Annotated in this window: 19 protein-coding genes; 5 read left to right on the forward strand and 14 right to left on the reverse strand. The window is 70.1% G+C overall.

Annotation, left to right across the window (positions count from 1 at the left end; translation table 11 throughout):
* Nucleotides 1-96 precede the first annotated feature (96 nt).
* The 5 genes from rnr (at nt 97) to rpmG (ending at nt 5,073) form a co-directional block, all read left to right on the forward strand.
* Nucleotides 97-2,418: a ribonuclease R gene (gene rnr / locus AO398_RS10815; protein WP_058192062.1), complete on the forward strand. Its 2,322-nt coding sequence runs from the start codon at nt 97-99 to the stop codon at nt 2,416-2,418.
* 23 nt (nt 2,419-2,441) lie between these two features.
* Complete coding sequence (locus tag AO398_RS10820; RefSeq protein WP_058192063.1) at nt 2,442-2,912, forward strand: DUF983 domain-containing protein; 471 nt, start codon at nt 2,442-2,444, stop codon at nt 2,910-2,912.
* Nucleotides 2,863-3,612, forward strand: a complete 750-nt coding sequence (locus tag AO398_RS10825; RefSeq protein WP_201025744.1) for an NUDIX domain-containing protein — start codon at nt 2,863-2,865, stop codon at nt 3,610-3,612. The genes AO398_RS10820 and AO398_RS10825 overlap by 50 nt, the downstream gene beginning before the upstream one ends.
* Nucleotides 3,609-4,799: an MFS transporter gene (locus tag AO398_RS10830; protein WP_244498728.1), complete on the forward strand. Its 1,191-nt coding sequence runs from the start codon at nt 3,609-3,611 to the stop codon at nt 4,797-4,799. The genes AO398_RS10825 and AO398_RS10830 overlap by 4 nt, the downstream gene beginning before the upstream one ends.
* A 106-nt stretch (nt 4,800-4,905) precedes the next feature.
* Nucleotides 4,906-5,073: a 50S ribosomal protein L33 gene (gene rpmG / locus AO398_RS10835; protein WP_058192064.1), complete on the forward strand. Its 168-nt coding sequence runs from the start codon at nt 4,906-4,908 to the stop codon at nt 5,071-5,073.
* Between the two features lie 366 nt (nt 5,074-5,439).
* Here rpmG and AO398_RS10840 read toward each other — a convergent pair whose 3' ends face one another.
* The 14 genes from AO398_RS10840 to AO398_RS10915 form a co-directional block, all read right to left on the reverse strand.
* Complete coding sequence (locus AO398_RS10840; protein ID WP_058192065.1) at nt 5,440-6,360, reverse strand: LysR family transcriptional regulator; 921 nt, start codon at nt 6,358-6,360, stop codon at nt 5,440-5,442.
* Between the two features lie 91 nt (nt 6,361-6,451).
* Complete coding sequence (locus tag AO398_RS10845; protein WP_058192066.1) at nt 6,452-8,113, reverse strand: OFA family MFS transporter; 1,662 nt, start codon at nt 8,111-8,113, stop codon at nt 6,452-6,454.
* Between the two features lie 137 nt (nt 8,114-8,250).
* Entirely contained in the window at nt 8,251-8,544 is a 294-nt protein-coding gene (locus tag AO398_RS10850; protein WP_058192067.1) for a formate dehydrogenase subunit delta, read from the reverse strand.
* A gap of 4 nt (nt 8,545-8,548) precedes the next feature.
* On the reverse strand, nt 8,549-11,410 hold the full coding sequence (gene fdhF, locus AO398_RS10855; RefSeq protein ID WP_058192068.1) for a formate dehydrogenase subunit alpha: 2,862 nt from the start codon (nt 11,408-11,410) through the stop codon (nt 8,549-8,551).
* An 11-nt stretch (nt 11,411-11,421) separates the two neighbouring features.
* Nucleotides 11,422-12,981: a formate dehydrogenase beta subunit gene (locus tag AO398_RS10860; RefSeq protein ID WP_058192069.1), complete on the reverse strand. Its 1,560-nt coding sequence runs from the start codon at nt 12,979-12,981 to the stop codon at nt 11,422-11,424.
* Nucleotides 12,978-13,463 (reverse strand): formate dehydrogenase subunit gamma, encoded by a 486-nt coding sequence (locus AO398_RS10865; protein WP_058192070.1) that lies wholly within the window; start codon nt 13,461-13,463, stop codon nt 12,978-12,980. The genes AO398_RS10860 and AO398_RS10865 overlap by 4 nt, the downstream gene beginning before the upstream one ends.
* Nucleotides 13,464-13,720: 257 nt before the next feature.
* A complete protein-coding gene (locus AO398_RS10870) occupies nt 13,721-14,377 on the reverse strand; it encodes a glutathione S-transferase family protein (protein ID WP_058192108.1) in 657 nt (218 codons plus the stop codon).
* A gap of 97 nt (nt 14,378-14,474) precedes the next feature.
* The gene (locus tag AO398_RS10875; RefSeq protein ID WP_058192071.1) at nt 14,475-14,933 is read right to left on the reverse strand and encodes a cytochrome c-type biogenesis protein; all 459 of its coding nucleotides are present in this window, start codon (nt 14,931-14,933) and stop codon (nt 14,475-14,477) included.
* Nucleotides 14,934-15,142: 209 nt separating this feature from the next.
* Nucleotides 15,143-17,146: a heme lyase CcmF/NrfE family subunit gene (locus AO398_RS10880; protein WP_058192072.1), complete on the reverse strand. Its 2,004-nt coding sequence runs from the start codon at nt 17,144-17,146 to the stop codon at nt 15,143-15,145.
* Nucleotides 17,147-17,156: 10 nt separating this feature from the next.
* Nucleotides 17,157-17,672 carry a cytochrome c maturation protein CcmE gene (gene ccmE, locus AO398_RS10885; protein WP_058192073.1) on the reverse strand — a complete coding sequence of 172 codons (516 nt, stop codon included), beginning with the start codon at nt 17,670-17,672 and terminating at the stop codon, nt 17,157-17,159.
* Nucleotides 17,673-17,820: 148 nt separating this feature from the next.
* Nucleotides 17,821-19,308, reverse strand: a complete 1,488-nt coding sequence (ccmI, locus tag AO398_RS10890) for a c-type cytochrome biogenesis protein CcmI (protein WP_058192074.1) — start codon at nt 19,306-19,308, stop codon at nt 17,821-17,823.
* Between the two features lie 175 nt (nt 19,309-19,483).
* Nucleotides 19,484-20,902 carry a sensor histidine kinase gene (locus AO398_RS10895; RefSeq protein ID WP_058192075.1) on the reverse strand — a complete coding sequence of 473 codons (1,419 nt, stop codon included), beginning with the start codon at nt 20,900-20,902 and terminating at the stop codon, nt 19,484-19,486.
* Between the two features lie 726 nt (nt 20,903-21,628).
* Nucleotides 21,629-22,792 carry a PrpF domain-containing protein gene (locus AO398_RS10910; protein WP_082643231.1) on the reverse strand — a complete coding sequence of 388 codons (1,164 nt, stop codon included), beginning with the start codon at nt 22,790-22,792 and terminating at the stop codon, nt 21,629-21,631.
* Nucleotides 22,789-23,466, reverse strand: a complete 678-nt coding sequence (locus AO398_RS10915) for a response regulator transcription factor (protein ID WP_058192078.1) — start codon at nt 23,464-23,466, stop codon at nt 22,789-22,791. Before AO398_RS10915 ends, AO398_RS10910 begins: the two co-directional genes overlap by 4 nt.
* Nucleotides 23,467-23,492: the final 26 nt, after the last annotated feature.

Here is a 23,492-nt window from a genome sequence, read left to right on the forward strand (position 1 = left end):
CAGCCGGAACCCCATCTTCCGGTGACTGGACCGAATCAGCGGTCCGGCGTCCCATCGCGGGCGCATCGCTTTCCGAGAACTGTCCGGCACCACCTTTTGGCACCACGCATCAGCGCAGAGGCGGCCGAGCCCGCCGCTCCCCCGCCCTTCCCCACCCGCGAGCAGATCCTCGCCTTCGTGGCGGAGGCGACCGAACCTGTCGGCAAGCGGGAGATCGCCAAGGCATTCGGCATCAAGGGTGCGGCCAAGATCGACCTGAAGCGGATCCTCAAGGAGATCGAGGAGGACGGCGCTATCGATCGTGGGCGCGGCGGCCTCGCGGCCCCGGGCCGCCTGCCACCGGTGGTGCTGACCGACATCCGCTCGCGCGACCGGCACGGCGACTTCCTGGCGATCCCGGTGGAGTGGGCCGGCACCGGCAAGCCGCCGTCCATCGTGCTTACCCAGCCGCGCGGGCCGCGCAAGGGCAACCGGCCGGCCGCCGGGATCGGCGATCGCGCCCTGGTCCGGGTCGAGCGCGACGCCGAGGGCGGCTATACCGGCCGGGTCATCAAGGTCATCGGAAAGAACAAGGCCGAGATCATCGGCGTCTACCGGGCCGGCGCGCAGGGCGGCCGAATCGTGCCGGTGGAGAAGCGCTCGCAGGGGCGCGAGATCCTGATCCCGCCCGGCGAGGAAGGCCAGGCCCGGGACGGCGACCTCGTTAGCGTGTCGCTGGAGCGCGAGACGCGCTTCGGCCTGCCGCGAGGCCGAGTCCGGGAGCGGCTCGGCTCGCTCGGCTCCGAGAAGGCCGTGAGCCTGATCGCGCTCCACCTGCACAACATCCCGCACGTCTTCTCCGACGCGACCCTGGCCGAGACCGATGCCGCCGCGCCCGCCTCGCTGAAAGGCCGCGAGGATTGGCGCGACCGCCCGCTGCTGACCATCGACCCGCCGGACGCTAAGGACCACGATGACGCCGTGATGGCCGAGGCCGATCCCGACCCGGCCAATCCCGGTGGCTTCATCGTCACCGTCGCCATTGCTGATGTCGCGGCTTACGTCCGCCCCGGCTCCAGCCTGGACCGCGAGGCTTTGGAGCGCGGCAACTCGGTCTATTTCCCCGACCGCGTCGTGCCGATGCTGCCAGAGCGGATCTCGAACGACCTCTGCTCCCTGCGCGAGGGCGAGGACCGCCCGGCCATCGCGGTCAGGATGGTGATCGCCGCCGACGGCGAGAAGCGCCGCCACACGTTCCACCGGGTGATGATGCGCTCGCGCGCCAAGCTCGCCTACGCGCAGGCGCAAGCCGCCATCGACGGCCAGCCGGATGCCGCCACCGAGTCGCTGCTGGAAACGGTCCTGCGGCCGCTCTGGACGGCCTACGCCGCCCTGCGCGCGGCGCGCGACCGCCGCGGCCCGCTCGCCCTCGATCTGCCCGAGCGCAAGGTGCTGCTGTCGCCCGAAGGCGCGGTCGACCGGGTGATCGTGCCGGAGCGCCTGGACGCGCACCGGCTCATCGAAGAATTCATGATCCAGGCCAACGTCGCCGCGGCGCAGACCCTGGAGGCGGCCAAGCAGGTGCTGATCTACCGGGTGCACGACGAGCCGGCGCAGGAGAAGATGCAGGCTCTGGGCGAGGTCCTGGCCTCGGTCGGGATCAAGCTGCCTAAGGAAGGCGCGCTGCGCCCCGCTTTGTTCAACCGCATCCTCGGCTCGGTGGCGGGCAGCGAGCACGCGACCTTCATCAACGAGGTGGTGCTGCGCTCCCAGGCGCAAGCGGTCTATGCCGCGGAGAATCTCGGCCATTTCGGGCTGAACCTGCGCCGCTACGCGCATTTCACCTCACCCATCCGGCGCTACGCCGACCTGATCGTCCACCGGGCGCTGATCACCGCCTGCCGCCTCGGCTCCGATGGCCTGTCGCCGGAGGTGGCCCTGGGCGAACTGGCGCAGATCGGCGAGCAGATCTCGGCGGCCGAGCGCCGCGCCATGGCGGCCGAGCGCGAGACCATCGACCGGCTGATCGCCCACCATCTCGTCGACCGGATCGGCGCGACCTTCGCGGGTCAGATCGCGGGCGTCACCCGGTCCGGCCTGTTCATCAAGCTCGACGAGACCGGGGCGGACGGGTTCGTGCCGATCTCGCAGCTCGGCGCCGACTATTTCCGCCACGAGGAGGCGCGCCACGCCCTGGTGGGCGAGCGCAGCGGCGAGACGTTCCGATTGGGCGACCGGGTCGAGGTCCGGCTGGTGGAGGCCGCGCCCGTGGCCGGCGCGCTGCGCTTCGAGCTGCTCAGCGAGGGCAAGACCCGCGCCGGGGCCGGCAAGGATGGCGGCGGCCGGAAGCCCGGCGGCCGCCCGTTCAAGGCGGCGCCGTCGGGGCGTCCGCCTGGCATCCGCAACTCCGGTACGCGCCACCGCCCGCCGGGCCGGTGACCCGGCCGGTGTAGACCCTAGACATGGCCACCGACGCGATTCCCGTGCGCACCCGCCTGATCCCCGCGATGGCGCGCGGCTTCATCGGCCGCTGCCCGCATTGCGGCCAGGGCCGGATCTTCGGGCGCTTTCTCAAGGTGCGCCCGGAATGCGACGTCTGCGGCCTGGAGCTGCATCATCACCGGGCCGACGACCTGCCGCCCTACGTCGTGATCTTCATCGTCGCCCACGTGGTCGGCTACCTGATCCTGGAGACCGAGAGCGCCTACGACGTCCCCCTCTGGGTCGAGATGGGCGTCTGGCCGGTCTTCACCCTCCTGTTCGCCCTCGTCCTGCTCCAGCCGGTCAAGGGGGCCGTCGTCGGGTTGCAATACGCCCTTGGCATGCACGGCTTTGCCACGTTACCGCGGGGCCGCCCCGTTTCGGGGTTGAAGGAGACGCGCCTTGCCGCAGCCGGAGCCGCAGCAGGAATCCGAGATCCCGACCAGCCCTGAGCCGAAGCCGTCGCCGGCGCGCCTGCGCCCGCGCGACGCTGCGACCCTGATCGTGCTCGACCGGCGCGGCAAGGGCGGCCCGAAGGTCCTGATGGGCCGGCGCAACCCGAAACTCGCCTTCATGCCGGGGCAGTTCGTGTTCCCGGGCGGCCGGATCGAGCTCGGCGACCGCCACATGCCGGTGGCCGGCGCCCTGCCCGACTATGCCGAGGCTGCGCTGACCCGCCAGGTTTCCCGGCCACCGCACCATCTCGGCCGGGCATTGGCGCTCGCCGCCATCCGCGAGACCTACGAGGAGACCGGCCTGCTGCTGGGGACGACCGAACACGGCGCCCCCGAGACCGCGCCGGAGGGCTGGGAGCCCTTCGCCCGGCACGGCATCCTGCCAGATCTCGAGGCGCTGCACCTCGTGGCCCGGGCGATCACCCCGCCCAAGCGCGTACGCCGGTTCGACACGCGCTTCTTCGCCGTGGACCGCCGCATGGTCGCGGCCGAGGAGCCGGGCCGGGTGAGCGCGGACTCCGAGTTCACCGAACTCGCCTGGGTCCGCCTGGACGCGGCGCGCAAGCTCGACCTGCCGTTCATCACCCGAGCAATCCTCGACGATCTCGAGGCGCAGATCGCCGTCGATTTCGCGCCCTACCGGATGATCCCCTTCCACTACGAGCGCTACGGGCGCCGGGAACGAGTCGCTCTGTGAATGTTTCGGAAAGGCCGGACCGGATCGCCGCGCCAAGCGGGATCGGGCCGGACACCGTGGCGGCGATCACCGCCGCCATCGCCTGCGTCACGGTGGTCGGGATCGGGCTGAGCCTGTCGATCCCGCTCCTGTCGATCGAGCTGGAGCGGCGCGGCGCGTCGAGCAGCTTGATCGGGCTCAACACCGCGATCGCCGGCGTGGCCAGCATCTGCACGGTGCCGTTCGTGCCGCGGCTCGCCTCGCGGATCGGCGTCGCACCCCTGCTCTGCCTCGCACTGATCGTCGGTGCGGTCAGCCTCGCGGCATTCCCGATGGTTCCGGGCATCGCCCTCTGGTTCCCGCTGCGCTTCGTGTTCTCGGCGACGCTGGGCGCTCTGTTCGTCCTCTCCGAGTACTGGATCAACGCGGCAGCCCCGCCGGAGCGCCGCGGCCTCGTCATGGGCATCTACGCGACCGTGCTGGCGGCGGGCTTCGCGGTCGGCCCGGCCCTGCTGGCGCTGGTCGGCACCGAGGGCTTGCCGCCCTACCTGACGGGGGCCGCCCTGATGCTGGCCGGCGGCCTGCCGATCGTCCTCGCCCGCGGGCTGTCGCCGACCATCGCGCACGGATCCGGCCGCAGCATCGTGGCGTATCTGCGCCTCGCCCCCGGAGCACTGCTCGCCGCCCTCGCCTACGGGGCGGTGGAGACCGGGATCTTCGCGATCCTGCCGCTCTACGGGCTGCGGCTCGGCTACGACGCGAAAGGCGCGGCCGGCCTCGTGAGCCTGATCGCGCTGGGCAACATGCTGTTTCAGATTCCGTTCGGCTGGCTGGCCGACCGCTTCCACCGGCGCGCCGTGCTGCTCGGGGCGAGCCTCGGCGGGGCCGCGGGCTCGGCCCTGATACCGCTGGCCTCCGGATCACCGGTTGCGCTCGGCCTCATCCTGTTCCTGTGGGGCGGCATCGCTGGCACCCTCTACACGGTGGGCCTGACCACGTTGGGCGACCGGGTGCCTGCCAGCGATCTTGCGGGCGCCAACGCGGCGTTCGTGGTTCTGTACAATGTCGGCTTGATGCTGGGGCCGCCCCTGATCGGCGGCGGCCTCGACCTCGTTCCGCCGCACGGCTTCGCGTGGGCCCTGCTGGCCCTGTTCCTGGCCTTCTCGGTGAGCCTCGCCACGATGGAGCAATCCGCTTCCCGGTCTTGACCTGCGGGGTGCGATCGGGCATTGACCCGGCCGTATTCGGCCGGGCTCTCCCGGCCATTTGCGTTTCGCTCACGCGGAATGCCGCACCCTGCAGGAGCGCCGCGCCATGGCCAAGGCCGTCACCGTCAAGATCAAGCTCATCTCCACCGCCGACACCGGCTACTTCTACGTCACCAAGAAGAACTCCCGCACGCAGACCGAGAAGCTGACGATGCGCAAGTACGATCCGGTGGCGCGCAAGCACGTCGACTTCAAGGAAACCAAGATCAAGTAAGGCACGATCGCGCAAGGCTTGGGGTTTTCCCCAGGCCGCGGCCGATCCGACGAGCCGCTCCGGGGACGGGGCGGCTTTTTCCATGCGCGGCTTCTTCCGTCCTCGGGTGGTCGGTCGGCCTCAGCCCAGCGCCGCCTCTTCGTGTCGCCGCGATGCGGGCGCTGCCGGGCGGCGTTCAGGGATTCGCATCCCTTCGCATTGGCCGGTCCGGTCATGGGAGCGCGCACACGATGACGAGAATGCTGCTGCCGACCGCCCTCGTCCTGGCGGTTCTTGCGGCCCCCATCGTCCTTTAGGTGCCGCTTGTCCCGTACCGCGCCGTTCGCGTCCTCTGGCGGGGCGTGTTCGCGCCGGTCTAAGCGCGCCTCACGCACCCGGCACGGATCCGGACAACGCGGGATCGAGCGTCCGAGCCAGGGTCCGGGCGATGGCGACGAGCGCCGTCACCATCGGGGTCGAGGGTTCCCGCCGCGGTGCCACGAGGCCGATCGTGTGCTCCAGATCCGGCGCTGTGATCGGGATCGCCCGCACACCCGACATCGGCCCGAGGGCGTCGACCAGGATCTCCGGCATGATCGAGGCCCAGCGCAGGCTGCGCACATGGGTCATCAGCACGATCATCGAGTTCGATTCGAGGGTCGCCACGGGGTCCGCGCCCGATTCGCGGATCTGCTGGTCGATGATCCGCCGGTTCTGCATGTTCGGGGTCAGCAGGCAGAGCGGCAGGCGGCCGGTCTCCGCCCAGGTGACGCTGCTGCGGCCGTCGAACGGACCGCCATCGGCCGTCACCAGGCGGTAGCGCTCCCGGTAGAGCGGCACCGAGACGACCCGGCCCAGCGGCTCGTTGTCGAGATACGTCAGCCCGGCATCGGCCTCCAGGTTCTCGATCAGCGAGAAGATGTCGGCCGAGGCGGCAGATTCGACCGTGAGCCGCACGTCGGGGTGGCGCTCGCCATACGGGGTGGTCAGGCTCACGATCATCGGCAGGGCCGTGGGGATCGCCGCGATGCGCAGATGCCCGGTCAGGCCGCGGCGCAGGCCCGTGACCTCCTCGTGCATCGCCCTGGCATCGGCCACGATGCGGCGCGCCCATTCGAGGACTCGCTCGCCTTCGGGGGTAAAACCCTGGAAGCGCGAGCCCCGCAGCACGAGTTGCACGCCGAAGCGATTCTCCAGCTGCTTCACGCCCGCCGAGAGGGTTTGCTGCGTCACCCCGCAGGTCTCGGCCGCATGGCCGAAATGCTGCTCGCGGGCGAGCGCCAGCAGGAAGTCGAGCTTGTCGATCACGGAGGCATTCCGAGCGGTGCGGGCCCCGCAGGATGGGATGCCGAAACCTAATGGGCCGCCGGTCCGGCCACAACCGGCGGGGCGCGTCCGCTCAGCGGAACAGGATGAACGCCTTCGACACGGTGATGCCGATGCCCCAGAGGATCGGGATGCCGACCACCGCCCAGGCCAGGGCGGCCCCGGCGCTGAACCCGCCGCGGCCGATGCCGAACGAGCCTGAGGACCGGACGGCAGCGGCACCGGCCTTGGCGTCGAGGGTGGCGCGCTCGGCATCCGACATGAACCAGCGCCCCGCAAGCGGCCGGATCAGCAGGTTGCAGACGAACCCGGCGGCCAGGAACGCGGCCAGCACGTACATGGTCCGCCCGTAGAGATCCGCACCCTGTACCCCGGCGGCGGCCTGGGCCTCGCGGATCTTGGTGACCACGAACGGCCCGACGATGCCGGCCGTCGACCAGGCGGTGAGCAGGCGCCCATGGATCGCGCCCACGAACTGCGTCCCGAACACGTCCGCGAGGTAGGCGGGGATCGTCGCGAAGCCGCCGCCATACATCGACAGGATCACGCAGAAGAAGGCGACGAACAGCGCCTGCGAGCCGATCCCGGCAGCCCAGGGCGCGGCGGCGTAGAGAACACCGCCGAGCGCGAAGAAGATGGCGTAGGTCACCTTGCGGCCGATCCGGTCCGACATCGAAGCCCAGAAGAACCGGCCCAGGATGTTGAACAGCGATAAGAGGCCGACGAAGCCGGCCGCGATCGCGGCAATCTGTGCCTTCTGGCCCGGATCGAGGGCGGCGAAACCGGTACCGGGCAGCCCGATCAAGGCGCCTCCGAAGATCTCTTGGAGCATCGGCGAGGCCAGCGCCAGCACGCCGATCCCGGCCGAGACGTTGAGGCAGAGCACCAGCCAGATCATCCAGAACTGGACGGTCTTGTGCGCGTCCCGGAGATGGACGTGGCCCGAGGCGATCATGGCATTCTTGGACGCCGGCGGCGTCCACCCGTCCGGGCGCCAGCCCGCCGGCGGGACCCGGTAGCCGAAGGCGCCACCCAGCATGAACACGCTATAGCCGACCCCCATGATCGCGAGCGTCTGCCACACGCCGACCGAGTCGGCGCTCCGGAAGGTCTTGATCAGCCCGTCGGCCAAGGGCGAGCCGATCATGGCGCCGCCGCCGAAGCCCATGATCGCCATGCCGGTGGCCATGCCGCGCCGGTCGGGGAACCACTTGATCAGCGTCGAGACCGGGGAGATGTAGCCGAGCCCCAGCCCGATGCCGCCGATCAGCCCCATGCCGAGCCAGACCAGCCAGAGTTGGTGGAGGTAGACGCCGAGCGCGCCGATCAGGAAGCCGCCACCCCAGCACAGGGCGGCCGCGATGCCGGCCTTGCGCGGCCCGGCCCGCTCCAGCCAGCCGCCGAACACGGCGGCCGAGAGGCCGAGCATCACGATCCCGATGGAGAAGACGATGACGAGGTCGCTGACGCGCCAGTCGCAGGTGGTGGTGAACAGAGCCGTCATCACGCCCATGTCGGGGCAGGCGGCGGGCGCGGGCTGGCCGACGGACAGTGCCCGGCTCAGCGGCAGCCAGAACACCGACAGGCCGTAGGACATGCCGATGCAGAGATGGATCGCCAGGGCCGCGGGCGGGACCAGCCAGCGGTTGAAGCCCGGTTTGGCGATGATGCGCTCACGGGACAGCCAGCCGTGATCGCCCCCGGGCGCGACCGCGCTCGCCAGTTCTGAACGCATCGAGACTTCCTCCGGGCGCGACTTCTTTCGCCGAGTCGCGTCGTTTGGGAAGCCTAGCGGTTATGGATACCGGTTGCCAGCACACGCCACGGCCGAACCCGGGATCTAATCCCCGGCTCGGCCGCGCGGAGTGCGGATCAGCCAGCGTCGCTGGCGCCTTCTCCGAGCTTCTGCGGATCGCGGGTCGCCGGGCGCACCGGGCTCTCGGCCTGGGGCTCGGCACCGCGGAGCGCCTGCTGAACCAGGCTGTCGGCCCGGTCGCCCATCTCCGGCAGGGCGGCCTCCAGCTTCGAGACCATCTTGGGCGTCCAGAACGCCGTGATGTGCTTGTGCACCCCGGCCACCGCTTCGTCCTCCGGGTAGGACCGGAAGAACGTGGCGATCTGGTTCGCCATCCGGAGGAGCTTGTCCTCCTGGGTCTGCGCGCTCATCGGCTCACTCCGCCGCGTCGAGCGTTTGGGCAATGCGCGTCAGCGAGAAATCCTCCTCGTAGAACTTCGCCTGCCAGTCGGACGGCCGGTTGGTCCGCCGGACCTGCACCGCCGTCACCTTGTATTCGGGGCAGTTGGTCGCCCAGTCCGAATAGTCGGTGGTGATGACGTTGGCGCCGGTCTTCGCGTGGTGGAACGTGGTGTAGACCACGCCCGGCTGCATCCGCTCCGAGACCTTGGCCTTCAGGGCGATGTCGCCGGAGCGGCTCTCCAGAGAGACCAAGTCGCCGTCGACGATGCCGCGCAGTTCCGCGTCGAACGGGTGGATTTCCAGCACGTCCTCCTCGTGCCAGCGCGAGTTCTCGGTGCGCCGGGTCTGCGCGCCGACATTGTACTGGGACAGGATCCGGCCTGTGGTCAGGATCAGCGGGAACTTGGACCCCGTGCGCTCCTCGGTGGCCACGAACTCGGTGATCATGAACCGGCCCTTGCCGCGGACGAAGCGATCCACGTGCATCATCGGGGTGCCGAGCGGCGCCTTCTCGTTGCAGGGCCACTGGACCGAGCCCAGCTCGTCGAGCTTGGCGTAGGACACGCCGGTGAAGCTCGGGGTCAGGCCGGCGATCTCGTCCATGATCTGCGACGGGTGGCTGTACTCCATCTTGTAGCCCAGGGCGTTGGAGAGCAGCACCGTGCCCTCCCAGTCGCCGTAGCCGCCCATCGGGGGCATCACCTTGCGAACGCGGGAGATGCGGCGCTCGGCGTTGGTGAAGGTGCCGTCCTTCTCCAGGAACGAGGCGCCCGGCAGGAAGACGTGGGCGTATTTCGCGGTCTCGTTCAGGAACAGATCCTGGATGACGATGCATTCCATCGCCTTGAGGCCGGCCGTGACATGGTGCGTGTCGGGATCCGACTGCGCGATGTCCTCGCCCTGGATGTACATCCCCTTGAACGCGCCATCGACGGCCTCATCCAGCATGTTGGTGATGCGCAGGCCCGGCGCGCCGTCGAGCTTGGCGCCCCACAGGGCCTCGAAGCTCTCGCGGGTGGCGTCGTCCGAGACGTGCCGATAGCCGGTGAACTCGTGCGGGAACGAGCCCATGTCGCAGGAGCCCTGGACGTTGTTCTGGCCGCGCAGCGGGTTCACGCCGGCACCGAGCTTGCCGATGTTGCCGGTGGCCATGGCGATGTTGGCCATGCCCATCACCATGGTCGAGCCCTGACTGTGCTCGGTGACGCCCAGCCCGTAATAGATGCCGGCCGCGCCGCCCGTGGCGTAGAGCCGGGCAGCCGCACGGACCTCGGCCGGATCGAGGCCGGTGAACGACTGCTGGTTCTCGGGCGAATGCCGCTCCTCGGCGATGAACCGGGCCCAGGTCTCGAACTCGGCAAGATCGCAGCGCTCGCGGACATAGGCCTCGTCGATCAGCCCCTCGGTGACGATGACGTGCGCCAGCGAGTTGATGAAGGCGACGTTGGAGCCGGGCTTCAGCGGCAGGTGGTAGTCGGCCTTGATGTGGGGCGACTTCACGAGGTCGATCTTGCGCGGATCGGCGACGATCAGCTTGGCGCCCTGGCGCAGGCGCTTCTTCATCCGTGAGCCGAAGACTGGGTGGCCGTCGGTCGGGTTGGCGCCGATCACCAGGATGACGTCGGAGTTCTCGACCGACTTGAAGTCCTGGGTGCCGGCCGAGGTGCCGAGCGTCGACATCAGGCCGTAGCCGGTGGGCGAGTGGCAGACGCGGGCGCAGGTATCGACGTTGTTGTTGCCGAAGGCGGCGCGCACGAGCTTCTGGACGAGGTAGGCCTCCTCGTTGGTGCAGCGCGACGAGGTGATGCCGCCGACCGAGTCCTTGCCGTAGGTCGCCTGGATCCGCTTGAACTCGGAGGCCGCGTGGCTGATCGCCTCCTCCCAGGACACTTCGCGCCACGGATCCGTGATCTTGGCGCGGATCATCGGCTTGGTGATGCGGTCCTTGTGGGTGGCGTAGCCGTAGGCGAAGCGGCCCTTGACGCAGCTATGGCCCTCGTTGGCCTTGCCGCCCTTGTAGGGCACCATGCGTACGACGCGGGTGCCCTGCATCTCGGCCTTGAACGAGCAGCCGACGCCGCAATAGGCGCAGGTCGTCACCTCGGCGTGCTCGGGCTGGCCGAATTCGTGGATCGACTTCTCCTGAAGGGTCGCGGTCGGGCAGGCCTGCACGCAGGCGCCGCAGGAGACGCACTCCGACTCCATGAAGTTGGTCGGGCCGGCTGCCACGCGGCTGTCGAAGCCGCGGCCCGCGATGGTCAGCGCGAAGGTGCCCTGCACCTCCTCGCAGGCGCGGACGCAACGGTTGCAGACGATGCATTTCGACGGGTCGTAGGTGAAGTACGGGTTCGACTCGTCCTTGGGCAGATACTTCTCGGCGCTCGGCACGACGTGGTTGTCGCCCTCGTAGCCGTAGCGGACGTCGCGCAGGCCGACCACGCCGGCCATGTCCTGCAATTCGCAATCGCCGTTGGCGGCGCAGGTCAGGCAGGTCAGCGGGTGATCGGAGATGTAGAGCTCCATCACGCCCTTGCGGAGCTTGGCCAGCTTGTCGGTCTGCGTGCGCACAACCATGCCGTTCTCGGCCGGCGTGGTGCAGGAGGCCGGCGTGCCCCGCCGACCTTCGATCTCCACGAGGCAAAGCCGACAAGAGCCGAACGGCTCCAGGCTGTCGGTGGCGCAGAGCTTCGGGATCTGGGTGCCGGCGTGCATCGCCGCCGCCATCACCGAGGTGCCGGCCGGCACGGTCACGTCCATGCCGTCGATCGTCAGGGTGACGGTCTGCTCCGCGACGCGGATCGGCGTGCCGTAGTCGATCTCCTTGATCAGGCCCATCGACGTCTCCTTCACTCGGCCGCGACCGGCAGATCGCCGGCGCGCCTGAAATCTTCAGGGAAGTGGGTGATCGCGCTCATCACGGGCATCGGCGTCAGCCCGCCCATGGCGCAGAGCGACCCATCGGTCATGACCTCGCAGAGGTCCTCGATCAGCTTGAGGTTGGTCTCCGGCCGGATGCCGGCGATCACCTTGTCCATCGTCTCGACGCCACGGGTCGCGCCGATGCGGCAGGGGGTGCACTTGCCGCAGGATTCGGTGGCGCAGAACTCGAAGGCGAAGCGCGCCTGGCTCGCCATGTCGACGGTGTCGTCGAACACCACGATGCCGCCATGGCCGACGAGGCCCTTCTGGGCCGCCATCGCTTCGTAATCGAGGGGCGTGTCGAGCAGGTGGTCCGGGAAGTAGGCGCCCAGCGGCCCGCCGACCTGTACGGCCCGCACCGGCCGGCCCGAGCGGGTGCCGCCGCCGTAATCCTCGATCACCTCGCGCAGGGTCACCCCGAAGGCGAGTTCGATCAGGCCGCCATGCTTGATGTTGCCGGCGAGCTGGATCGGCAGGGTGCCGAGCGAGCGGCCCATGCCGTAATCGGCGTAGGCCCCGGCGCCGTTCACGAGGATCCACGGCACGGCCGTGAAGGTCATAACGTTGTTGACCAGCGTCGGCTTGCCGAGGAAGCCCTTGAGCGCCGGAATCGGGGGCTTCGCCCGGACGATGCCGCGCTTGCCCTCCAAGCTCTCCAGCAGCGAGGTCTCCTCGCCGCAGATATAGGCGCCCGCCCCGAGCCGGACCTCGAGGTGGAAGGTCTTGCCGGATCCCAGGATGTCGGCGCCGAGCACGCCGGCCTCGATGCCGTTGGCGATCGCCTCCTTCAGGGTCGCGAAGGCCTGCGGGTATTCGGAGCGCAGGTAGATGTAGCCCCGGGTCGCGCCGGTGGCGATCGCCGCGATGGTCATGCCCTCGATGAGGTTGAAGGGGTCGCCCTCCATCATCATCCGGTCGGCGAAGGTGCCGGAATCGCCCTCGTCGGCGTTGCAGACGACGTATTTCTGCTCGCTCTTGGCGAGCATCACGGTGTTCCACTTGATGCCGGCCGGGAAGCCGGCGCCGCCTCGGCCGCGCAGGCCGGAATCCCGTACGGCGGCAACGATGCCCTCGGCATCGAGCTTCAGCGCCGCCTCGAGCCCACGATAGCCGCCATGGGCGCGGTAATCGGCGACCGAGACCGGGTCGATGACCCCGCAGCGGTTGAAGGTCAGGCGCTGCTGCCGGGCGAGGAACGGGATCTTTTCGGGGTCGCCGAGGCGCAGGGCGTGCTCGCCGCCGGTGGTGAGACCGGCATCGAGCAAGGCGTCGACATCCGTGACCTTGACCGGCCCGTAGGCGATCCGGCCCTCAGGCGTGGCGACCTCGACCATCGGCTCCAGCCAGAACAGGCCGCGCGAGCCGGTGCGCACGATGGTCACGTCGAGACCGCGGCGCTCGGCGCCCGCGAACAGGGCCCGGGCGACCTTGTTGGCACCGAGGCCGAGCGCCACGGCGTCCCGGGGGACGTAAAGGGTGACGCTCACTGGCGGGTCTCCCGCTTGGTTTCGGCCAGGGCCTCGTCGAGGCCGTCGGCGGTCAGGTGGGCCACCGGCTCGGCGTCGATGAGGGCCGCGGGTCCGTTGGCGCAGAGGCCGAGGCAATAGACCGGCTCGACCGTGGCGCTGCCGTCGGCGGTGGTCTCGTGCCAGCCGCAGCCGAGGCGGCCGAGGATCTCGCGGTGGATCTTGTCCGAGCCCATGGCCTGGCAGGCCTCGGCCCGGCACAGCTTTACCTCGTGACGGCCGGCGGGGTGTGCCCGGAAGTCATGGTAGAAGGTGATGCAGCCATGCACCTCGGCGCGCGACAGGTTCAGCGCGTCGGCGATGAGCGGCACGGCGCCGCCATCGACGTATCCGAAGGTCTCCTGCAACGCGTGCAGGATCGGCAGCGTCGCGCCTTCGAGATGGGTATGCTCTGCAATGATCCCGGTGGCGCGTTCCGCGCTCCAGGGCTCGTGACGCGCCATGGTTTCCAGCCCAGTCTGTTCCTTTTCTAAAGCGAAGTGGAACAGAAATGCCGAACACCATCAATCGCGCAGTCCGGTCGCCTGACAAAGGATCCCTGTCGAACTGTCACCCATCCAAAGACGCAGGTCGCCCTGCGTGGTAAGCCTTTCTTAGAAATCCGTTTTCCGACGCTCAAGAGCGAGCGGGGCGTCTTGGGTGCAGTGCAACAGCATCTTGTGCCATGCAAGAAATTGCATTTGCCGTGCCGCGCGGGAGTTCAGAACTCCATGTCGAGCTCTTCGATCTCGTCCGGCTCGTCGGCGGCGGCCTCGGCCCAGTCGATCATCAGGGGCCAATGCAGGATCGTGTCGCGATAGGCCGCGGCCCGGGGTGGCAGCGTCACGTCGTAGGTACGGAAGCGCGTGCAGACCGGCGCGTACAGGGCGTCGGCGAGGGTCGGACGTTCCCCGAACAGGAACGGCCCGTCATAGCGATCCAGGCAATCGTCGAAGATCGTGATGATGCGCTCAATATCGGCCCGGGCGCCGTTGAACACCCGGAAGCCCGGGTGGAACGCGCGCAGGTTCATCGGCAGGGCCGAGCGGAGGTTCACGAAGCCCGAATGCATCTCGCCCGCGATGGAGCGACAATGGGCACGCTCGGCCACGGCCCGCCGGGGCAGGCCGGCCTCCGGGAAGGTCTCGCCGAGATACTCGGCGATGGCGAGGGTATCCCAGACCACCACGTCGCCGTGCCGCAGGCGCGGCACCAGGAAGGACGGGGACAGGTGCAGCAGCTCCGCCCGGCTGGTCGCATCCGTGCCCGACAGAACCTCGGTGTCGAAGGCGAGCCCCGCCATCCGGCAGATCAGCCAGCCCCGCAGGGACCAGGACGAGTAGTTGCGGCTGGAGATGGTGAGCGTGGCGGCGGTCATCGTCTCTACCCCGGGCGCGTCGCCGATCATGCGATCTGCGCTACCGGATCCAAGACTCGTGCCGATTCGATCCGGGCGAATCGCGATGCGCCGAAGTCTACTCCCGTCGGAGCAGCGCGGCGACCTCCGCCTCCTCGGCCGCCGACAGGGTCCGGACCGGCGCGGCCGGCCGGCGGCGGGAGAGGCGCCAGATTCCGAAGGCGCCGAGCAGGACCGCCAGGATCGGGGTCAGCCAGAGCAGCAGCGTGTGCAGGGCGAAGACCGGCCGCAGCAGCACGAACTCGCCGTAGCGGTCCACGACGTAGCGCAGCACGGCCGGGTCGGTGTCGCCCTTCTGCAGGCGCTCGCGCACGATCACGCGCAGATCCTTGGCCAGCGGCGCGTCGGAATCATCGATCGACTGGTTCTGGCAGACCAGGCAACGCAGCTCGGACGAGATCTCCCGGGCCCGATGCTCCAGCACCGGATCCTTCAGAACCTCGTCGGGCTGCACGGCGTGAGCCGGGGCGGCGAGCGCGAGGACAGCCAGGAATGCGTAGGCGAGGCAGCCACGCACGCGCCCTCTCCCCTCTGCGGGGGAGGGTGACCCCTGCGTCAGCAGGAGTCGGGAGAGGGGAGCGACGCTGCAGGGCAGATCGCGCCAGGAGCCGAAACCCGCTCCATCGCGCTGCCCCTCTCCCCCCCTGCTGCGCAGGGTACCCTCCCCCGCAGAGGGGGGAGGGAATATCCACCGGGACCTTGCGCGCAATCCCATATCCCGACCCATCACTCGGCCGGCACGGCGCGGTTCGGCATCGCCCGCGCCCGGGCCTTGGCCGGGACGCCGACGCGCATCCGGCGGTCGGTGAGCGACAGCCCGCCGCCCAGCGCCATGACCACGGCGCCGAGCCAGATCATCAGCACCAGCGGCTTGTAGTAGAGGCGCACGCCGACCCCGCCGTCCTGGCCGATCTCGCCGAGGCTGGCATAGACCTGGCTCGCCCCGATGGTCAGCAGGCCCGATTCCGTCACCGACATCTTGCGGCTCGGGTAGAAGCGCTTGCCGGTCTCGACCCGGCCGGCCTCGTCGCCGGCGCGGGTCCGGATCGTCAGGAAGGCCGCGGCCTCCTCGTAGTTCGGGCCGGCCCGGGGGGCGACGCGGTCGAGGGTCGCCGTGTATGGGCCGGTGGAGAGGGTCTGGCCGGGCTTGAGCGTCGCCAGCCCCTCGGTGGCCCACCCTTGCGCGGCGATGCCGATCACCACCACGCCGACGCCGGCATGGGCGAGCGCGGTGCCCCAGGCCGAGCGCGGCAGGCCGATGGCCCGGCGGCCGATCTGGTCGAGGTTGCGCGTTCGGCTGGCTCCGTAGCCCCGGGCCCGGGAGACGATCTCCAGCGCGGAGCCGATCAGCAGGTAGGCGCCGAGACCGATCCCGACCGGCGCCATCACGGGGCCGCCCCAGGTCAGGGCCAGAACCGCGAAGCCGACCACCAGGGCGACGGCGAGCGCCGCGAACAGGCGCTGCGAGGCGGCGAGCACGTCCCCGCGCTTCCAGGCGAGCGCCTGTCCGAACGGGACGATCAGCAGGAGCGGGATCGCAAGGGGGATGAAGGTGGCGTTGAAGAAGGGCGGCCCGACCGTGATTTTTTCCCCGGTCAGCATCTCCAGCAGCAGCGGATACAGGGTGCCGACCAGCACCGTGGCGCAGGCGGCCACGAGGAACAGGTTGTTGAGGACGAGGGAGCCCTCCCGGGAGATCGGCGCGAACAGGCCGCCCTGGCGCAGCAGCGGCGCCCGCCAGGCGAATAGCGTCAGCGAGCCGCCGATGAACAGGATCAGGATCGCCAGGATGAAGACGCCGCGGGTCGGGTCGGTGGCGAAGGAATGCACCGAGGTGATCACCCCGGAGCGGACCAGGAAGGTGCCGATCAGCGACAGCGAGAAGGTCAGGATGGCGAGCAGCACCGTCCAGACCTTCAGGGCGTCGCGCTTCTCCATCACGACGGTGGAGTGCAGCAAGGCCGTTCCGGCGATCCAGGGCATCAGGGAGGCGTTCTCGACCGGATCCCAGAACCACCAGCCGCCCCAGCCGAGCTCGTAATAGGCCCAGTACGAGCCCATCGCGATGCCGAGCGTCAGGAACGACCAGGCGGCGAGCGTCCAGGGCCGCACCGCGCGGGCCCAGACCGCGTCGATCCGCCCGTCGATCAGGGCGGCGACCGCGAAGGCGAAGCTGATCGAGAAGCCGACATAGCCGATGTAGAGGAGCGGCGGATGGATCGCGAGGCCGACATCCTGGAGCAGCGGGTTGAGGTCGTTGCCCTCGAGCGGCGCCGGCACCACGCGGCTGAACGGGTTCGAGGTCGTGATGATGAACAGCACGAACACGAAGGTGATCAGGCCCTGCACGCCGAGCGTGTTGGCGCGCAGCCGCGGCGGCACGGAATTCTTGGCCGCCGCCACGCAGGCGCCGAACAGGGTCAGGATCAGGACCCAGAGGAGCATCGAGCCCTCGTGGTTCCCCCAGACGCCGGAGAACTTGTAGATCAGCGGCTTCTGCGTGTGCGAGTTCTCGACCACGTTCTGGACCGAGAAGTCCGAGGTCACGTGCGCCCAGGTGAGGGCCGCGAAGGCGAAGAGCACGCACGCGAAGGCGCCAAGCGCGGCCTGCGAGGCGACCTGGCGCAGGGCCGGGTCGCCGGAGCGGGCGGCCCAGACCGGCATCACCATCTGGACGAGGGAGATCGCCAGCGCGAGCGCGAGCGCGAAATGGCCGGTCTCGACGATCATGCCGGTTTCCTTACCGCTCGCTGCGGGGGCCGAGGGTCCCGCCGTTCGAGGCGGTGACGGGCTTCGGGCCGGCCTTGGGGCCGCCCTTGTCGCCCCCCTCCTGCCAGCGGCCCTGCGCCTTCAGGGCGTCGGCGACCTCGCGGGGCATGTACGATTCGTCGTGCTTGGCGAGCACGGTGTCGGCGCGGAAGCGACCGCCCGGCTCGAGCATGCCCTCGGCCACGACGCCCTGCCCCTCGCGGAACAGGTCGGGCAACAGGCCCTTGTACTGGACCTCGACGGTGGCGTTGGTATCGGTCACCATGAAATCCACCGTCTGGTCGGGCCCGCGCCGGAGCGAGCCGTCCTTGACCAGCCCGCCGAGCCGCAGGCGGGTGCCGGGGGCGATGCCCTGCTGGGCGATAGCGGTGGGCGAGCGGAAGAACACGATCGAGCCGCTCATGGCGAACAGGATCAGCCCAACGGCAAGCGCCAGGACGCTGCCGCAGGCGGCGATCAGGATCAGGCGGCGGCTCTTGCGCGTCACGTGTCTTCCACCCCGGGATCCGGCGGGCTTATGCCCGACCAGACCTGAACCGTTCTCATTCTAGCCTTGCAGGGTGTCGGCCCGGTAGCCGCGCCGGTCAAGGGCGCAGGCCGGGACCGATTGTCGTACGAACAGCCGCGCGCCGCCGTCAGGGATCGGATTTGGCGGGCAGATCGAGCTCCCGGGCGAGCCCGTCGAGCCGGCTCACCGCCTCGGCATTGGCGGCGAGCGCCATCCGGGCGCGGTCGAGGGCCTTGATCGCCTGATCGTGCTCGCCCAGCGCGCTGTAGGAGCGCACGAGGCGCAGCCATTCGTCCGGCGTGCCGCCCCGAGCCGCGAGGCGCCGGTCGAGGCCGTCGACCATGCCGCGGATCGCGGCGTCGCGCTCCGCCGGACCCGTCGCCTGCATGGCGGCGGCCGCCGATTCGGTGTCGGAGCGGGGTGCGGGCGCGACCATGGGACCGGGCGGCGCCGGCGGGGTCTCGCTGCCCGGATCGAGGCCCAGGATGCGGGCGCCCGCCTCGACCTGGGCGAGCCCCTGCGGATCGCCGGCCAGCGCCACCCGGGCCCGCGCCAGGGCGGCGATCGCCTGATCGCGCTCGCCGAGCACCGCGCGCGACCGGGTAAGCCGCAGCCACTCGTCGGGGGTCCCGCCGCCGGTCTTGAGCCGGGCATCGAGCCCGTCGACCATGCCGCGGATCGCGGCCTGCTGCTCGGCCGGAATTTTCGGGGGCGCCGGGGGCGCGGCGGGCGGCGCAGGCTCGCCCTTGAGCCGGGCGAGGTTCTGCCGGACCAGCCCAAGCCAGGGCGCGTCGGCGGGGCTCGCCTCCTGCAGAGCGGTGAGCTGGCGGATCGCCTCGCCGGGATCGCCGGCCTGCTCGGCGGCCCGGGCGAGATAGAAGCGGGGTTTGGGCGCGTTCGCTTCCTTGGCCTGGGCCTTCTCGAACAGCGCCTTGGCCTCGGGCGAGACGGTGCCCTCGCCCGCCGCCGTCAGGGCCTCGCCCCAATCGGCCAGGGTGTCGGCAGTCTCGCCCTTCAGCCGGGCGATGTTGGCGAAGGCGCGGGCCGCGTCGTCGAACCGGCCGGTGCGCATGTAGACCGGAGCGAGCACGGCCCAACCGCGGGCATCGTTCGGGTCGCGGGCCAGCGGCGCCTCGATCTGGCCGACAGCCTTCATCAGGTCTTCGGTGCCGCCGCGGGCGGCCTGCCGGTCGGCATCGCTCTGCGCCGGCAGTTCCGGCGAGCCGTAGAGACCGTAGGCGATCAGCGCGACCAGCGGGATCGTGGACAGCGCGAAGGCGGAGGCCGCCCGGCGCCGGCGCAGCCGCGGCTCGGCCGGGCGCGCGGCCTCATCGGCGTCGGCATCCTCGGCATCGCGCCGGACGTCGCGGCTCGCCCGGAGCAACCGGCGGGCCGCCTCGGCGCGTGCGGTCTCGGCCTCGTCGGGCGCGATCAGGCCGCGCTCCTGGTCGCGGGCGATCTCGGCGACCTGATCCTCGTAGAACGCAGTCTCGGTATCGACGCTGGAGCCGCCGCCCTCGCCGACCGGAACGGCGGTGCGCCGTGACATCGGCCAGAGCAGGCCCAGCACGCAAGCTGCGGTCATGCCCGCCAAGATGAACCAGATCGCCGTCATCGAACCTTCGCCAGCGAGCCCGACTGACCCGCGCCTCCCCACGCCCTGTGGATCCGGCGGCTGGACGCCACGACGGCCTCCGGCGGCGGGACGGTGTCACGCAACTTCAGCACGATGACAAGGGGCAGGCGCGAGCCATGAGGCCGCGTCCCACGGCGGAAAAACCCGCGTCGGATCAATGGCTGGCCGCACCCACCGGCGCGTCGCCCGGCACTTCCAGGACCGCCCGCAAGCCGCCGAGACTCGCCTGCTCCAGGGTGAAGCGTCCCCGGTACAGGGCGGCGAGGTCCGCCACGATGGAGAGGCCGAGGCCCGAGCCGGGCTTGGATTCGTCGAGGCGCCGGCCGGGGCCGAGCACGGCCTGACGGGCCTCCGGGGGCAGGCCCGGGCCGTCATCCTCGATGGCCACGACGAGGTGGGGATAATCGTGCTTGGCCACCGCCTCGGCCCGGATCGCCACCCGGCCGTGGGCCCATTTCGAGGCGTTGTCGACGAGATTGCCGACCATCTCCTCGAAATCCTGGCGCTCGCCCCGGAAGCGCAGGCCCGGGGGAACGTGGACGTCGTAGGCGATGTCCTTGTCCCGGTAGATCTTTCCGAAGGTCCGGACGAGGCCGGCCATGGCCGGCTCGACCTCCGTGGAGGTGCCCAGCGTGCCGGCCAAAGCGGCGGCGCGGGCGCGGTCGAGATGGTAGTTCACCTGGTCGCGCATCACCGCGGCCTGCTCGCGGATCTTCTGGGACAGTTCCTCGGGGGCATCCGACGCGCCGACCTCGTTGACGATGATCGAGAGCGGCGTCTTGAGCGCGTGCGCGAGGTTGCCGACCTGGGTCCGGGCGCGCTCCAGGATCTCCCGGTTTGTCTCGATCAGGAGGTTCACCTCGCCGGTGAGCGGGGCGATGTCGCGCGGATAGGTGCCGGTGATCCGGTCGGCCTCGCCCCGGCGCACGGCCCCGAGTGCGGCGCGCATCTTCTTCAGGGGCGCCAGGCCGAACCGGATCTGCAGCAGGGTGGTGATCGCCAGCGACAGGCCGAGCAGCCCGAAGGTGATGGTCAGCGAATTGCGGAACCGGTCGACGTCGTTGACGATCTCGTCGGCGGGCCCCGCGACCCGCACGGTGTAGCGGCCCTCCTCGCCGAGATCGACGTCGCGCTCCATGATGCGCAGCAGGCGTCCGTCCTGGGCCTTGCCGTAGCCCTGGCGGATCTGCCCGACGCCGACCTTGCCGTCGGCATCGGTGGCGGGCCCCAGCGGTACGCCAACCAGCGAGCGGGAGGTGCGCAGGTCCCGGGGCTTCGCATCGGGCTTGCCGACCTGCCAGTACCAGCCGGACAGGGGCAGGTCGAAGCGCGGATCGCCGAGCGAGAACGTTCGGCTCTCGGGATCGTTGGGCGAGACGAGATCGGTGGCGAGGTTGTTGGTGAAGACCAGGAGCCGGCTGTCGAAGGCGCGCTCGGTGTTCTCCCGGTACAGGGTCGTCAGGATCCAGGCCGCGATCAGCAGGATCGCCGAGCTCGACAGGAACGCCGACACGGCCAGCCGCACCGCGATCGAGCGGCGGCGCAGGGAGAAGAGACCGATCAGGGTTTTCATCGGCCGCCTGGGGACTGGGGATACGATTTCGCCTTAGCCGCGACGCGCTGATAGAGAAATGCTCCGACCACGGAAGCGATCGTGCCGCCCCCAATCGTTCCTGCGACCCAGGGCTGGCCTAGCCAGAGCGCAAAGGCGGCAACCGACAGAGCAGCGAGCGCAAAGAGGAGCGCACTGATCTGGCCGCGCACGTCCTGCCGAATGGCAGCCTCCAGAGCTTGCCGCTCGTAGGTCCGACGGTGATCGGCCTCCAACTCCCATTGCCGAAAGATGCGCTCGGGTGACTCAGGGACCACCCGAGCAAATCCTTCAAGCACGGCAGGCGGCGGCAAGGGTCCCTGCCAGAAACTGCTGCGTCCGACCTCGACCGGCGCCTCACCCCGATTCGTAAGTGTCCCCTGGTCTGTGGGAGCTGGCTGGCGCGCGGGTGCCCTAGTCCTGCTTGATCGGCTCACACGCCGCCTCGCGCTCGATCACGCCACGCAGATCATCGCCGATGCGGCGAAAATCACCCCGCAGAGCCTCAGTCTCGTCCCGGTGCGGATACCGGATCGGTTCCGATGCGACGGGCCAGAACGAAGCGAGGGCATCCAGGCCGACCCTGTAGCGGGACCAGCGTGTCCGCGGCGCCGGACCGGGTCTTTCGGCGGAAGTCATGGCGGTGGCAAATCCGTGGCGCGAAGCCCTGTGCGATGTAACTCTTCGGCGATACCGGGACAACCGCACTTACCCCGGTGTCACCGCATCATAATACACCGCGCCCCGCATCAACGGCCGCGCGGTGCGGAAGAAGGAACCGCGCTCCGCCCGCCATCCGGCGCCGTCCCGCGCCACGGCGGCGTCGGCGGTGAGGATCCCCGAGGGCATGCCGACCCGCAGGGCCGCATCACCGGTCGGATGCGCAGCCTCGTGGACCAGGCTGCCCTCGATCCGGGCGGCCACCGCGAGGCACAGGGTGGCGGTGAGCGGGAGCGCCTGGTGCGGCAAACCGTTCGAGATCACTCGGGCGGTCAGGTCGACGTCCGCGGCGCGGATCGCCGTACCGGACAGGCTGGCGGAATCCTGCGGCGGCGCGACCAAGCCGACGAAGGGCACGTGGACGATCCGCGCGGCGGCGTCGCGATCGGGGGCGATGCCCATCGCCACGGAGGCGGCCAGGCGGATCTGCGCCAGCCGGTTCAAAAGGCCCGGCACCGCCTCCAGGGCGGCGGGCAGTTCGGTGCCGGTGAGGCCGAGATCGGCGGCGCGGACGAACACGCAGGCATTGGCCGCATCCACCAGCGAGGCCTCGACCGGGCCGAGGCCCGGCACGTCGAGAATCTGCCGGACGGCGCCGGTGGGCAGAAGGCGGCCGGTGGTGGCGCCACCCGGATCGACGAAGTCGAGGCGGATCGGCGCGCCCGTGCCGGTGACGCCGGGGATCGCCAGGTCTCCGCGATAGACGGCACGGCCGCCCCGGACCTCGAAGGAGGCCTCGATCCGCTTAGCGGTGTTGGTGTTGTAGATCCGTAGGCGCACCGGCCCGTCCGGGGCCTGCACCAGCCCCTCGTCCACCGCGAAGGGGCCCACCGCCGAAAGCATGTTGCCGCAATTGCCGGACAGGTCGATCCGCCCCTCGCGGACCACCACCTGCACAAAGGTGTAGTCGATATCGGCATCCGGTCGGGTCGAGGGCTCGACGATGCAGATCTTCGACACCGAGGACACGCCCCCGCCCATGCCGTTGAGCTGGCGCCCGAACGGGTCGGGGCTGTCCATGGCGGAGAGGAAGGCGGGCTCCCAGGCGGCGATGTCCCCGGGCACGTCCTGCCAACGCAGCATCAGCGCTTTGCTGGTGCCGCCGCGCATGAACACGGCCGGCAGCACGCCGGACGCCGGCACCGCGGTCACACCCGCGCCGGCGGCTGGTTCGGATCCACCAGGTAGCCCAGCCCGCGTACGGTCTGGATCAGGTCGACGGCGAGCTTCTTGCGCAGGCGGCCGACGAACACCTCGATGGTATTCGAATCCCGGTCGAAATCCTGGTCGTAGAGGTGCTCGGTCAGCTCGGCCCGGGAGACCACCCGGCCGGTATGATGCATCAGGTAGGAGAGCAGCCGGTATTCGTGGCTGGTGAGCTTCACCTGGGCGCCGTCGACGAAGACCTTGCCGGAGCGGGTGTCGAGGGTGACCGGCCCGCAGGCGATCTGGCTGGAGGCGTGGCCCGCCGCCCGGCGCGGCGGCGCCCGGACCCGGGCCATCAGCTCCTCCATGTGGAACGGCTTGGTCACGTAATCGTCGGCGCCGGCATCGAAGCCGTCGACCTTGTCGGACCAGCGGTCCCGGGCGGTGAGGATGATCACCGGCGTCTTCACCCCGGCCCGGCGCCACTTCTGCAGCACCGAGACGCCGTCGGCCTTGGGCAGGCCCATGTCGAGGATGATCGCGTCGTAGGGCTCGCTCTCCCCGAGATAGCCGCCCTCCTCGCCGTCATAGGCCTTGTCGGCGACGTAGCCGGCCTCCTCCAGCGCCGCGACCACCTGCCGGTTGATGTCCCGGTCATCCTCCACGACGAGCAGTCGCACGGCTCACTCCATTCCGCTGCGGGTGC

It is taken from the genome of Methylobacterium sp. GXS13 (assembly GCF_001455965.1).
Classification (GTDB): Bacteria; Pseudomonadota; Alphaproteobacteria; order Rhizobiales; family Beijerinckiaceae; genus Methylobacterium.